Genomic DNA, 14,374 nt, shown 5'->3' with positions numbered 1-14,374 from the left:
GGAATGGGGAATGGGGAATGGGGAATGGTGTGGCGTGCGGGGTGTTGCTCGTGTGCCGCCCGAGTTTGTCAGGCGAACCTCGTTAGGTGCCGAGGAAGCATCGGGTTCGGCGCCGTGCCGTGGGGCCTGCTTTGGTTTCTTCACCTGGCGGCCTGATCGGCGGGCGTTGGTCCCTTTGCTGTCGCTGCGGCCGCCAGGCGCGGCCGGGTGGCCGCGCCTGGTTGATTACAGGGCCGGGAAGCGCGGTGCGGTCGAGCAGGTGGGCACGCTGCCGCCGAGTTGCACGGTGGGCGTGGTGACGTTGCTGCCGGTCGGGGTGAGCGCGCTGTTGCTGAGCCCGATCCGCGCGTCGCTGGCGGCGACTGTGGTGTTGCCGGTGGCCACGTTGGCCAGTGTCAGGTCCAGCGGCGTCTGCGCATCGAAACCTCTCAGGATCCAGCCCTTGCCCTTGAGGCCGGCATCGCCGGTGGTGCGCAGGCCGTTGACGACGATGTCGCTGAAGCTGGGCTTGGTGCCGCTGCCGCCGGTCGCATAGAACGGGTTGATCACCAGCGGGCTGGTCACCCCGTACAGGCAGGTATTGCGATAGGTCACCAGGCTGACCGGGCCACCCTTGGCCAGGCTGGTCTTGATGCGCAGCCCGGTGTTGTCGGTGCTGCGATTGCCGGCATCGTCGCTGGCCGTGATGGCGTTGTTGTCGACCAGCACGTTGTTGACCCCGGACATCACTTCGCTGCCGATCGAGATGCCGTGGGTGCCGTAGCAGCGGTTGTCGCGCACGCTGATGTTGCCGGACCTGGACGCAATGGTCTTGATCGCCACGCAGTCGTCGCCGCCCATCACATCGTTGTCGACCAGGCTGGCGTTGAGCACGCTGTCCAGATCCAGGCCGTCGGTGTTGGGGCTGGTCGCCGGCGATTTCACCCGCACGCCCCAGATGGTCAGGCCATCGACGATGTGCGCGAAGAAATGAAAGTACGCCGCATTGATCAGATTGACGCGGTAGAGGGTGAACGTGGTGGAGTTCTGCACCTTGATCAGGTCCGGGCTGTTCTGCACCTGGCCGGCAGTCTTGGCGTTTTCGCCGAATTGCCACCAGGTGGTGGTCCTGCCGAGCATGGGCAGGTCGCCACGCCCATCGATCGTGCCCTGCCGCCCGCCGGTGCGTACGCCCATCACGCCGGACCTGGCGCCCTTGATGCCGATCAGCGGCAGGCAGCCACCACTCTTGGCGCCCGCAACGCCGCAACCGCTGCCGTAATCGGCCGGATTGCGCGAGCCGTACAGGGTCACGCCCTGATCGACGACCAGGGTGGCGCCGGTGGGAATCGTCAGCGGGCCGCTGAGAAACGCGTCGCCGGTGCCGGCCTTGAGCAGCACGCTGCCGTTCTTGCCGGTGCAGGCCGTCAACGCGGCCTGGATGGTCTTGGTATCAGGCGGCGCGCTTTCCAGCGCGGCATCGAACAGGCGCCCGCTCGGCGTGTGGCTGGCGCTCACCGCCTGGCAGGTGGCAGGAATCGCCGGCTCGGACACGGCGCGCGCATCGCCGCTGGCAAGGGTGATGGCGCCGGCGTGTGCAGCGAACGTCAGACAGACACCGCCGATGGCGGCGCTTAGCAATTTCATGGAAGAGGTCACCGGAAAGAGGAATGGTGCGCGCCTGCAGCTGCAACGCGACGCAGCCGCGGGCAGACAGCGGCGCATCGGACTCTACGGCGCAACGCTCTCACCCACAGAAGGCGAGCGAACCCGGTGCCGCACGCGCGAAGCGGCCCTGCGTCGGCGTGTCGTCATTGCAACGCAGCACGCACAACCGCACGCGTCCTGCGCAGTGTCAGCGGCGTGTCATGCGCCTGTCGCAGGCGGCGTGGTGCACCTGGTTGGCCATGATTCGTTCTGGCGACGCGGGTACGCCTGCCACCGTGGGCTGCAGCACGCGCCGGCTCAGTACCCATGCACCGGACGGTGCGTCTTGACCGCCATCACCAGGCCCAGCCCGGCCAGCAACGACACCGCCGAGGTGCCGCCGTAACTCATCAGCGGCATCGGCACGCCCACCACCGGCAGCAGGCCGGAAATCATGCCGCCGTTGACCAGCACGTAGACGAAGAAGGCCAGCCCGGTGGCACCGGCGACCAGGCGCGAATAGGTGTCGCGCGCCTGCGAGGCAATCCACAGGCAGCGCGCGATCACGATCAGGTACAGGCTGAGCACGGTCGCCACGCCGATCCAGCCGAATTCTTCACTGAGGACCGAGAACGCAAAGTCGGTGGTCTGTTCGGGGATGAAGTTCAGGTGCGACTGCGACCCCAGCCCCCAGCCCTTGCCGTCGAAGCCGCCGGAACCGATCGCGATCTTGGACTGGATGATGTTCCAGCCGGCGCCCAGCGCATCGTTTTCCGGGTTGAGGAACATCATGATGCGGTCCTTCTGGTACGGCCGCAGCAGCCAGAACCAGGCCACCGGCGCGGCCGCCGAGACGCCACCCACGCCCACCGCCACCCACCACCACGGCAGGCCGGCCAGCAGCAGCACGAACACCCCGCTGGCGGCGATCAGCACGCCGGTGCCGAAGTCCGGCTGCAGCATGATCAAGGCGGTCGGCACGCCGATGATCACGCCGGTCACCAGCACGGTGGAGATGCGCGGCGGCAACGGCATGCGGTGCAGATACCAGGCCGCCATCATCGGCAGGCTGATCTTGAGCAACTCGGCCGGCTGCAGGTAGAACAGTTTCAGATCCAGCCACTGGCGGCCGTATTTGCCGGTGCCCAGCGCGAATACCGCCAGCAACGGCAGCATCGACAGGCCGTACACCCATGGCGTCCAGGCGCGCAGGCGCAGCACCGACATGCGCGAAATGCCCCACATCGCGGCCAGGCCGATGACAAAGCGCACGGCTTGCGCCATCACCAGGTGATCGCCGTTGGCGGCGCCGCCGGCGCTCTTGAGCACCGACAGCCCGATCACCATCAGCGCCCCCAGCGCCAGGCACAGCACCCAGTCCAGGCTGCGCGTGAAGCGCGCCACCATGTCCACCAGCCAGCGCAGGATGTCACTCAATGGTCGGTCTCCTGGACCGCATCGGGCACATCCGGCACCACCGGCTGCGCCGGCGTATTGGGGTCCAGGGCCACCGCGGCCTGGCCGATCACCACCGGCAACTCGGCCAGCGTGGCTGCGGCCGCATCGCCGGCCTGGCGCGCATCGGTGGCGCCGGCTTCGAACTGGTTGACGCCCACCGCGGTCATGCCCAGCTCGCTGTCCAGCGGCTCCAGGCCGGCGGGCAGCTTGCCGAGCAGCCAGGCGTCGAAGATCTTGCGTGCGATCGGCGCGGCCGAACTGGTGCCGAACCCGCCGCCCTCCACCGCCACCGCCACCGCGATGACCGGGTTGTCGGCCGGGGCGAAGCCGACGAACAGGCCACGGTGACGCAGATGCAGCGGCAGGCTGCGCGGATCCACCGCGGCTACGCCCTTGCGGCTGACCACCTGCGCGGTGCCGGTCTTGCCGGCCATCTGGTACGGCGCGCCGGGGGTGATCGCATAGCCGGTGCCGCCCGGACGCATGGTGTCCATCATGCCCTCGCGCACCACCTGCAGGTGCGCCGCGCTCGGGCTGATCGGCTTGCCCGGCGGCTGGATCATCGGCTGCCAGGGGTGGTCGAAGCCGGTGCGCTCCTCCAGCACCAGGTGCGGGCGCAGCAGCAGCCCGCTGGCGATCGCCGACACCCCGCGCGCCAGCTGCAGGGGCGTGACCTTCCAGTCACCCTGGCCGATGGCGATGTTGACGGTATCACCGGGGTACCAGCGTTCCTTGCGGGTCTTGTACTTGTAGGCCGGCGACGGCAGGATGCCGCCGATCTCGCCGAGCAGGTCCACCCCGGTCGGTTGACCGAAACCGTACTCGCCCATGTAGTGGTCGAACCGGTCGATGCCCATGTCCACCGCCAGGCGGTAGTAGTAGGTATTGACCGACTGGGCGATCGACTTGCGTAGATCGGTCCAGCCATGGCCGCCGCGGTGCGAGTCGCCCCAGCCGCGGCTGACCCCGGGCAGGTAGAACATGCCGGTGGACAGCACCCGGTCTTCCGGCCGGCGCAGGCCGCTGTCCAGCCCGGCCAGCGCGATCAGCGGCTTGAGCGTGGAGCCCGGCGCCACCCCGCCCAACACCAGCCGGTTGAACTGCGGCCGCGACGGGTTGTCGTTGAGCATCTTGAAGTCGGTATGCGAGATGCCGTTGACGAACAGGTTGGGGTCGTAGCTGGGCAGGCTGACCATGCCCAGGATCTCGCCGGTGCGCGGGTCCATCGCGATCGCCGCGCCTTCGTGCTCGCCGAACGCGGCCACCATCGCGCGCTGCAGGTCGGCATCCACCGACAGCCGCAGGTCCGCGCCCGACTGCGGCGCGACCCGGCCGACGGTGCGGATCGCCCGCCCCTGCACATTGGTTTCGACCTGCTCGTAACCGACCTGGCCGCGCAGATCCTGCTCGTAGTAGCGCTCCAGCCCGGACTTGCCCATGTGGGTGAGCGCGGCATTGCCCTCGCCCAGCACCGCCAGGTCCTTCTCGTCGATGCGGCCGACGTAGCCGATGATGTGCGCGAACAGCGGGCCGTACGGGTAGCGCCGGGTCAGGTACGGCTCCAGCTCCACGCCGGGAAAGCGCCAGCGCTCCACCGCAAAGCGCGCCATTTCCTCATCGCTCATGCGCAGCTTGAGCGTGACCGGCAGGAAGCTGCGGCGCGCGCGGCGCTCGCGATTGAAACGTTCCAGGTCCTCCGGCGCGATCGGGATCACCTTGCCCAGCGCGGCCAGCATGGCGTTCATGTCGGTGACCTTGTCCGGGGTCACGTCCAGGCGGAAGGCCGGCACGTTCTCGGCCAGCAGCCGGCCGGTGCGGTCGTAGATCATGCCGCGCCCGGGCACCACCGGCTTGGGCTTGATGCGGTTGGCTTCCGAGCGGGTGGCGTAGACCTCGTGGTCGAGCACCTGCAGCTTGAAGTACCAGCCGCCCAGGCCGACCAGGCAGATCACCACCATCACAAAGCCCAGCACCGCACGCCGGCGGAACTGCTCGGCCTCCGCGTGCGGGTTCTTGGGGTGACGACGCCCGTGCATGGCTTACTTCTTGCTCCGCTTGCCCAGCCGTACCGCATCCAGCAACACGAACAGCGGCGGCCACAGCGCCATGCCCAGCAGCGGCGCCCACCAGTAGCTCCACGGCAGGGTCGGCTCGCCCACCGCCAGATGCACCGCCGAGGAGACGATGCGGTCGTTGAGCAGCAGCCCGCCGATCGCCAGCGCCTGCTGCGAGACCGGGAAGAAGCGCATCCGCGCGCGGAAGCGCTGCAGGATGAAGGTCATGATCACCAGCCGCAGCGCCTGTTCGCCGAGCAGCCCGCCATACAGCAGGTCGGCCAGCACACCGGCCACGAAGGCGATGCCCAGCCCGACCCGGTCCGGCTCCTCGATCACCCAATACGCCAGCACCAGCGCCAGCCAGTACGGACGCAGCGGCTGCACCACCACCGGCAGCGGCAGCAGGCCCAGCACCAGCGCGATGAGGATGCTCGCCGGCAGGATCCAGGTGTTGCGCATGCGGGTCATTGCTCCGTCTCCGTTGGAGACGGACGGGATTGGGGATTGGGGATTGGGGAATCGGCAGGAGCGATGTTCTGCGGCGGCGCGGTGGCTGCGCCCTGGTTGTTTCGGGGACGGGAATTGGGAATCGGGAATCGGGAATCGGTAGGAGCGGCCCCTTGCGACGATGCAGATGCTGCGCCTTGCCTGGTCAATCGCAAGGACGGCATCGATGCAGCACCGTTGCCGTTGCCGATTCCCGCTCCCTCATTCCCCATTCCCGACGGCTTGGCAGGCGCACTTCCTTGCGGCGGAACGGGAGTGGCCTGTCCGGTCGGCGTCGAGGCCGGCACCGATGCAGCACCGGCGCCGTTGCCACTCCCCATTCCCGATTCCCCACTCCCGATTCCCGGCGCCACCCGTAGCGGCTTGCCTGCACGCAGCAACAGCACATCGCGGCCGCGATCGAGCTTGGCGGCCGGGGTCAGTTCGCCGACCAGGAAGGCGTGGGTGTCGTCCGGATGCAGTTCGGACACCTTGCCGACCGGGAAGCCGGCCGGGAAGCGACCGCCGAGGCCGGAGGTGACGATCTCGTCGCCCACCTGCACGCCGGCACTGAGCGGGATGTCGCGCAGTTCCAGCCGGTCGCCGCGGCCATAGACGATCAGGCGCACGCCGTTGCGCGCCACGCTGACCGGCACCGCGTGGTCGGGGTCGGTCAGCAGCAGCACGGTCGAATGCAGCGGGGTCACCTCGATCACCTGGCCCATCAGCCCGCCGGCATCGATCACCGCCTGGCCCATCAGCACGCCATCGCGGCTGCCGGCGTCCAGCAGCAGGCGCTGCCGGGTCGGGTCCAGGTCGATATCCAGGATCGGCGCCAGCTGCACGTCCAGGCCGCGGCGCTCCGCCACGTTGAGCAGTTCGCGCAGCTGCGCATTGTCCAGCGCGGCGGTCTGCAGCCGGGTCAGGCGCGCATTGGCCACCAGCAGCTGGTTGCGCAGGTCGCGGGTTTCTTTCACCAGCTGCGCGTGGGTGGCGGCGTTGTCGCGCACCTGCGAGCCGATCCGCCCCGGCAACCCGGCCACGGCCCAGATCGGCTGGATCAGCAGGTTGGCCTGCAGGCGCACCTGGCTCAGCCAGCCCCCCCGGCTATCGAGCGCGATCAGCACGATCGCCAGCACCAGATAGACCAGCAGCCGCAGCGTGGAGGTGACTTCGCCCGGACGGGAGGCGACGGGAGGACCGGCGTAGGAGGGCACTGTCAGGGCCGGGAATGGGGAATCGAGAATGGAGAATCGGGAAGCAGTGTGCTGCCCCCGAGACGGTTGAGGCGAAAACTCACATGGGCGGGACCGCGTCGCAACCGCTCAGGAGCGCGGGCAGGGAATGCTTTCACGATTCCCTACTCCCGATTCCCGATTCACGAACGCCTCACTCCGGCGCGAAGAACTCGTTGCCATGCATGTCCACCAGCTCCAGCGCGCGACCGCCGCCGCGGGCCACGCAGGTGAGCGGGTCGTCGGCGACCTGCACGTGCAGGCCGGTTTCCTCGGAGATCAGGCGGTCCAGGTCGCGCAGCAGCGCGCCGCCGCCGGTGAGCACGATGCCGCGCTCGGCCACGTCGGCACACAGTTCCGGCGGGGTCTGCTCCAGCGCCAGCTTGACCGCCGAGATGATGCCCGACAGCGGCTCGTGCAATGCCTCGAGCACCTCGTTGGAGTTGATCTTGATCATCTTCGGCACGCCTTCTGCAAGATTGCGGCCGGAGATTTCCATCTCCTGCACCTCGTCCTGCGGGTAGGCGCAGCCGATCTGCAGCTTGATGCGCTCGGCGGTGGCTTCACCGATCAGCATGCCGTGGTTGCGGCGCACGTAGTTGGTGATCGACTCGTCGAAGCGGTCGCCGCCCACGCGCACCGACTGCGAGTAGACGATGCCGTTGAGCGAGATCACCGCCACCTCGGTGGTGCCGCCGCCGATGTCGATGACCATCGAACCGCGCGCCTCGGTCACCGGCATGCCGGCACCGATCGCCGCAGCCATGGGTTCTTCGATCAGGTAGACGTCGCGTGCACCGGCTTCTTCCGCCGATTCCTTGATGGCGCGGCGCTCGACCTGGGTGGAACCGGCCGGCACGCACACCAGCACGCGCGGGCTCGGGCGCAGGAAGCGCGACTTGTGCACCTTTTTGATGAAGTGCTTCAGCATTGCCTCGGTGTAGGTGAAGTCGGCGATGACGCCGTCCTTCATCGGGCGGATCGTGGTGATGTGACCCGGGGTGCGGCCGAGCATCTGCTTGGCCTCGGCGCCGACGGCAGCCACCGAGCGCGTGCCGCCGATGGCGCGGTCCTGACGCACCGCCACCACCGAAGGTTCATTCAGCACAATGCCCTGTCCGCGCACGTAGATCAGCGTATTGGCCGTGCCCAGGTCGATGGACAGGTCGTTGGAGAACATGCCGCGGAGTTTCTTGAACATCGAGGGAGCCGTTCCTGAAAGAGTCGCTTGCCCTGTCGCCGATGCAGAACCAACTGGTCGATAAGCGGGCAGAAAACGAAGTCCACTAGCCTAGCAATCCCCCCCGGTGCGGGCAAGGAAAAATCGGCCGTTTCGGCGTGGTTTTCATGTGCCGGTCACGCCGGGCATGGCATGCGGTTGTGGCCCTGATCGATCGCAGCCGTTACCCTTTGCGCCGCGGCGCTCGCGCCGTCCCGCCGCCATGCCGGCAACTGGCGGGTATTTCCCAACGCAAAGGCCCGACTCGATGTCCGCACTGATCTGTGGTTCCCTCGCCTACGACACCATCATGGTGTTTCCGGACCAGTTCAAGAACCACATCCTGCCGGACAAGGTGCACATCCTGAATGTGTCGTTCCTGGTCCCGCGCATGCGCCGCGAGTTCGGCGGTTGCGCCGGCAACATCGCCTACAACCTGCATCTGCTCGGCGGCGCGCCGATCCCGATGGGCACCGTCGGCCAGGATTTCGGCCCGTATCGCGAACACTTCGAGGCGCTGGGCATCGACCTGTCGCGGGTGAAGATCATCGACGAGCTGTTCACCCCGCAGGCCTTCATCACCACCGACCACGACAACAACCAGATCACCGCCTTCCATCCGGGCGCGATGATGCGCAGCTACGAAAACCATGTGAAGGACGTGCCGGGCGTGACCCTGGGCCTGGTCGGCCCGGACGGGCGCGAGGGGATGATCCAGAATGCGGAAGAGTTCGCTGCCGCCGGCATTCCCTTCATCTTCGATCCCGGCCAGGCGATGCCGTTGTTCAACGGCCCGGAACTGCGCCAATTCATCGAACAGGCCGACTACGTGGTGGTCAACGACTACGAGTCCAACCTGCTGCAGGAACGCACCGGCTGGAACGAAAAGGACATCGTCTCGCGCGTGCAGGCCTACATCACCACCCAGGGCCCGAAGGGCGCGCTGGTGCATACGCCGGAAAAGACCTACGACATCCCGCCGGCGCACGAGCGCCGCGTGGTCGATCCGACCGGCTGCGGCGACGCCTTCCGCGCCGGGCTGATCTACGGCATCCAGGGCGGCTACGACTGGCTGACGATCGGGCGGATGGGCAACCTGATGGGCGCGCTGAAGGTGGAGCACCCCGGCACGCAGAATCAGCGGTTTGATTTCAGTGAGTTCAATGATCAGTTCAAGCAGCAGTTCGGCTACGCGCTCTGACGCGACATCGGCGCCCTCTGAGACGGCATCGGCGCCGCAGGTGGGCGTCGACGTTGGAGTGTTGAGGCCGCAGCAAAGGTCGGTCGCCTGAGATCGCGGGCCGTGGCGACGGCGGGACATCTGGGTGGCCCGGTTGATGCCTGGCGCAGTTCAAGCAGCAGTTCGGCTACGCGCTCTGACGCTGGCCTGATCCGCAGCGTCGAGCTCACACAACCCTTCTCCCCTCGGGAGAAGGTGCCCCGCAGGGGCGGATGAGGGTACGGGCGAGGCCTCGTGCAGGTTGAACGGCACAAGGCTTCGCACCGTACCCTCACCCCAACCCTCTCCCGTAGGATGAGGGGCTCGGCAGTTCAACTATCAGCGCACACAGCAGTTCGGCTACGCGCCCTGACGCGGCACCGCCGCTGATCAGCGCTTTGCCCTTCTCCCCTCGGGAGAAGGTGCCCCGCAGGGGCGGATGAGGGTACGGGCGAAGCCTCGTGCAGGTTGAACAGCACCGGGCTTCGCACCGTCCCCTCACCCCAACCCCTCTCCCGCAGGAAAGGGGCTCGTCTGCACCGCAATTTGCTGCAATGCAGTTTGAGCATGGCAGCGATCTGTGCCTCTACTGACGCTTCGCGCCCACTGAGGAACGCTGGCCCATGTCAGAGCCAAGCGTTGTCGCCGCCACGTCCATCGCCCTGCCCGAGATCGAACCGGATGCGCTCCGGCAGATCCGCCGGCTGCGCGACATTGCGCCGCTTGCCGCACCACTGTCGCGCTCGTGGCGGCGCTGCCTGGACGATTACGCCTTGTTGCCCGAGGCAGCCCCCGAGCCGCTGGTGCACGATGCGCTGCACGTGCGCGAGCGCCAGCAACGCCTGGGCGATGTGCTGCGCATTGCCAAGGTGGAGATGGAAAATCTCTACGAGCAGATCGCCGGCAGCGGCTATGCGGTGATCTTTGCCGACGCCGAGGCAACCGTGCTGCACAGCGTGCACGACCCGACCCTGCTGCGCGAATTCCGCCAGGCCGGTCTGTTCTGCGGCGCCAGCTGGGCCGAGTGCCATCAAGGCACCAACGGCCTGGGCACCTGCGCGGCCGAGCGCACTGCGGTGAGCGTGCATCGTGGCGAACATTATCTGACCCGCCATCTGCCGCTGTCGTGCAGCGGCGCGCCGATCCTGGACCCGCACGGCGGCCTGCTGGCGGTGCTGGATGCCTCCACCCCCAATGCGCAGGACGGCAAGCAGACCCAGCGCCACACCGTGGCGCTGGTGAGCATGTCGGCGGCGCAGATCTCGCGCTCGCATTTCCTCAACCAGTTCGGCCATGCCTTCATCCTGCGCTTCCATAGCCGGCCCGAGTTCGCCGGCCTGCTGCACGAGGCGCTGATTGCGATCGATACCGACGGTCGCGTGCTGGCAGTCAACGAGGCGGTGCTGGAGCAACTGGGCAAGCTCGATCGCAGCCAGCTGGTGGGCCGCAACATCGCGCAGGTGATGCAGCTGGATTTCGACACCCTCGAGCACCGCGCCGGCAGCGATGCCGGCACCTTGTGGTCGATCCGCTGCGCCTGCCACGGGCGGCGTTTCTACGCGCTGGTGCGCCCGCCGCGTGCGCGCCCCGCGTTGCCGGCGGTGGGCGGGCCGGCGCAGCTGGCGCCAGATACCGAGCTGCAACCCGGCGAGCACGTCGGCTCGGATTCGCGCATGCGCCACAACCTGGCCAATGCGCTGAAGCTGGCCGCACATCGCGTATCGATCCTGCTGCGTGGTGATACCGGCACCGGCAAGGAGGAATTCGCCAAGGCAGTGCATCGTGGCTCGCCGTGGGCGGGCGGCGCCTTCGTGGCGATCAACTGCGCGGCGATTCCCGAGGCGTTGATCGAGAGCGAATTGTTCGGGTATGCCCGCGGCGCATTCACCGATGCCGCGCGCGAAGGCCGCCACGGCAAGCTGCTGCAGGCCAGCGGCGGCACGCTGTTCCTGGACGAAATCGGCGACATGCCGCTGCCGTTGCAGAGCCGCCTGCTGCGTGTCCTGGAAGAACAATGCGTCACCCCGCTGGGCAGCGAACGCGCGGTGCCGCTGGAGCTGCACGTGATCAGTGCCAGCCACCGCGATCTGGCGCAGCGGGTGGCGGCCGGCGAGTTTCGCGAGGACCTGTATTACCGGCTCAATGGCGTGGTGCTGCATCTGCCGCCGCTACGCGAGCGCAGCGACAAGGCCGAGCTGATCCGCACCCTGCTGCGCGAGGAGAACAGCGAGCACAGCGTGCGCATCAGCGAAGAAGCGATGCACAAACTGCTGAGCTACGCATGGCCGGGCAACCTGCGCCAGTTGCGCAATGTGCTGCGCACGGCGGCGGTGTTGTGCAGCGACGGGGTGATCCGCCTGCCGAATCTGCCGCAGGAAATCGTCGATGCCGGCAGTGCACCGTGCCTGGTCGATGGCCGCGCGGTGGCCGCCGACGACATGCCCGGCCGCGTCGCACTCGACCAGGCCGAACGCCTGGTGCTGCAGCAACAACTCGAACGCCACCGCTGGAACGTCAGCCGCACCGCCGATGCGCTGGGTATCAGCCGTAATACGCTGTATCGCAAGCTGCGCAAGCACGGCCTGGATACCGGTTGAATGGGGAATGGGGAATGGGGAATCGTAGAGCTAACGCCCTGCACTCACCTATTCCCGATTCCCAATTCCCCATTCCTCTGCGATCAGAGCGCCCAACGCACCCCGATCAGATACTGCCGCGGTACGCCCGGTGCGAGAAACCGCGCCGGGCCGGTTTCCACCGGCGCATCCTGCGGGCGCGCCAGTTCGCCATCGGGGAACACGTCTTCGGCCACTGCCGCGTAGGTTGCATAGCGGCGGTTGAAGACGTTGTCGACGCGGGCGAACAGCGCTAGCCGCGCACTGACTTGCCAACGCGCCTGCAGGTCCACCAGCGCATAGCCGGCGGTGCCGATGTCGATGCGCGCAGGTGCGGGCTCGCCGTCTTCGGCGTTGTCGACCTGGCCATCCTCGTTGCCGCTGGCCACGCGCCCGGACACCGCACGCACCCCGGCGCCCAGCGTCAGCGCATCGCGCTGCCATTCCACGCCGAGCTTGAGGTTGTGACGCGGCAACGCGGCGATGCGCAGGCCCGGCCGCAAGGCGATCACGCGCTCGCCGGACAGCAGCTCGCCATCGCTGCGGTAGGTCGCATCCAGAAAGCTGTAGCCGGCCGACCAGTGCCAGTCGCCGCTGTGCAGGCGCAGCGCCAGGTCCGCGCCCTGGTAGCGGGTGCGGCCGACATTGTCGAAGTAACCCAGCTGCGTGTCCGGCGCACGCAGGAACAAAATATCGTCGCGATTGTCGGCGCGGTATACCGACACGCTCGCGCTGCTGTCGGTCGACGGTGTCCAGCGCGCACCCAGTTCGTAGGTGCGCGAAACGATCTGCTCCAGGCGCGGGTCAGCCTGCAGGCCGGTCGGCAATCGGCACGGCTGGGTGGGATCGGCGCAGCCCAGTTCGATCGCGGTGGGCGCACGGCTGTTCTGTGCGACCGAGCCGTACAGCGTCAGCCCCGAAGCGAGCCGATGGGTCAGCCCCAACGATGGGTTGGCCTTGGCGTAGACGAAGCGCTCGCGTGGGCGGTCGCCGTCGTCGGCAGTGGAGAGAATGTTGTCCACCACCACATGGTTCCAGCGCACTGCAGCGCTGAGATGGGTGGCAGCGTCCAGTGCCCAGGTGTCGGCGACGAACACACCCAGCGTCTTGGTGCTGCCGCGCACGCCGGAAAAGAACGCACGCCCGGCATCCGGATCGGCAGCGACCGAGCGGTCCGGCTGGACCCAGCCATCGCGCGCGAATTGCCGATAGCGCACATGACCACGATCAAAGGTCACGCCGGTGCTGAGCGCATGCGCGCCCCATTGCCTGCTCAGGTTGACTGCCAGGCCTTGCGCCTCCTGGCGCATCTGGGTGGTGTTGAGCGCGCCGGTGGGCAGGGCGTCGGCATCGGCGCGTGCGACATCGCACTCGGCATGCAGCGCACTGCCGTCGGCAGCGTAACCGGAGGCGCATTCCTCGACGAATTCCTCGTAGTCCTCGCCGATATCGCCATTGACGGTGTCGCGGCGGCCCACCCGCGAATAAGCCAGTGCATGCAATGCGGTGTCCGCATCGAAACGATGGTCCAGTTGCGCGGTGAACAGCGTAGTGCGATTGCGGGTGAGATCGGGCGAGGTGTACACCGCGCGGCGGTCGGCGCGATACAGGCCGGGCTCGGGGCCATCGTCGGTGTAGCGCGTATCCGGCAGCAGGCCATTGCCGATCAGGCGGCTGCGCCCGTGCAGCACCGACAGGCTCCAGTCGGTCTGCTCGCCTTGCTTGCCGACCTTGCCGAACACGGTGCCCAGGCGGCCCTCGGAGGCATCACGCCAGCCGTTCTCGTCGAAGCCGGTGACCGCGACAAGCCCATGCCAGCCGTCCTGGCTGGCGAGACCATAACTGGCATCCAGGCGCTTGCGCGCACCGCTGCCGATGCTCGCTTCGCCCTGCAATCCCGGCGCGGTGAGGCCCGATGCAGTGGACAGCACCACCGCGCCACCGAGCGTGTTCGGCCCGAACAAGGGATTGGAGCCGGGCATCAGCGTCACCGCATTGATGGCCGACTCGGGCAGCATGTCCCAGCTGACGATGTCGGCGAACGGTTCGTTGAAACGCACCCCATCCAGATACACCGACACGCCCTGCGAGGCGCCCGGCAAGGCGGAGGCACGAAAGCCGTGGAAGGTAAGATCGTTCTGGAACGCGCTGCCCTGCACGTCGTTGCCATCCACGCCGACGAAGCGCCGCTGCAGCAGGTCGCCAAGGTTGTTGCTGCGCCCGCGCGACAACGCGCTGTCGGTGGCCGACTGCACCATGTAAGGCAGTTGCGCCGCGTCGATGGTGGTGCCGGGAATCGGCGTGGCGGTGACCTCGATGCGGTCCAGCCAGGTCACCTGCGGCGCGTCTTCGGCCATCGCAGTGCCGATCGTATCAGCGCACAGCAGCGCTGCGCAGGCGCAGGCAAGCCGATGTCGTTGCAATGCATCGCGGCCATGGTGTGCGACGCGAAGCGGCGG

Annotated in this window: 9 protein-coding genes; 2 read left to right on the top strand and 7 right to left on the bottom strand. The window is 67.7% G+C overall.

The features are described 5' to 3' along the window. Positions 1 to 225: 225 nt before the first annotated feature. From EO139_RS08140 to EO139_RS08115, 6 genes are all read right to left on the bottom strand, one after another. Positions 226 to 1,626: a glycosyl hydrolase family 28 protein gene (locus EO139_RS08140; protein ID WP_126970158.1), complete on the bottom strand. Its 1,401-nt coding sequence runs from the start codon at positions 1,624 to 1,626 to the stop codon at positions 226 to 228. Positions 1,627 to 1,944: 318 nt separating this feature from the next. Further along, positions 1,945 to 3,063, bottom strand: coding sequence for a rod shape-determining protein RodA (gene rodA, locus EO139_RS08135; protein ID WP_104583771.1), 1,119 nt, complete (start codon positions 3,061 to 3,063; stop codon positions 1,945 to 1,947). Further along, a complete protein-coding gene (gene mrdA, locus EO139_RS08130; RefSeq protein WP_126970156.1) occupies positions 3,060 to 5,120 on the bottom strand; it encodes a penicillin-binding protein 2 in 2,061 nt (686 codons plus the stop codon). The genes rodA and mrdA overlap by 4 nt, the downstream gene beginning before the upstream one ends. Before the next feature lie 3 nt (positions 5,121 to 5,123). Continuing rightward, entirely contained in the window at positions 5,124 to 5,609 is a 486-nt protein-coding gene (mreD, locus tag EO139_RS08125; RefSeq protein ID WP_104583769.1) for a rod shape-determining protein MreD, read from the bottom strand. Next, entirely contained in the window at positions 5,606 to 6,844 is a 1,239-nt protein-coding gene (mreC, locus tag EO139_RS08120) for a rod shape-determining protein MreC (protein ID WP_126970154.1), read from the bottom strand. Before mreC ends, mreD begins: the two co-directional genes overlap by 4 nt. Before the next feature lie 172 nt (positions 6,845 to 7,016). Next, entirely contained in the window at positions 7,017 to 8,063 is a 1,047-nt protein-coding gene (locus tag EO139_RS08115) for a rod shape-determining protein (protein ID WP_006452025.1), read from the bottom strand. A 286-nt stretch (positions 8,064 to 8,349) separates the two neighbouring features. Between EO139_RS08115 and EO139_RS08110 the strand changes: the two genes are divergently transcribed. Both EO139_RS08110 and EO139_RS08105 read left to right on the top strand, forming a co-directional pair. Beyond that, entirely contained in the window at positions 8,350 to 9,282 is a 933-nt protein-coding gene (locus EO139_RS08110) for a carbohydrate kinase family protein (protein WP_104583767.1), read from the top strand. Positions 9,283 to 9,923: 641 nt separating this feature from the next. After that, positions 9,924 to 11,897: a sigma-54-dependent Fis family transcriptional regulator gene (locus tag EO139_RS08105; RefSeq protein WP_104583766.1), complete on the top strand. Its 1,974-nt coding sequence runs from the start codon at positions 9,924 to 9,926 to the stop codon at positions 11,895 to 11,897. A gap of 83 nt (positions 11,898 to 11,980) precedes the next feature. Here EO139_RS08105 and EO139_RS08100 read toward each other — a convergent pair whose 3' ends face one another. Continuing rightward, complete coding sequence (locus EO139_RS08100; RefSeq protein WP_164739781.1) at positions 11,981 to 14,272, bottom strand: TonB-dependent receptor; 2,292 nt, start codon at positions 14,270 to 14,272, stop codon at positions 11,981 to 11,983. Positions 14,273 to 14,374: the final 102 nt, after the last annotated feature.

Origin of the sequence: Xanthomonas sp. BRIP62411, from assembly GCF_003993525.1 — a bacterium.
Lineage (GTDB): Bacteria > Pseudomonadota > Gammaproteobacteria > Xanthomonadales > Xanthomonadaceae > Xanthomonas > Xanthomonas euroxanthea.
The sequence above is the reverse complement of the archived record's forward strand: the minus strand, read 5'-3'. Positions and strand labels throughout refer to the sequence as shown.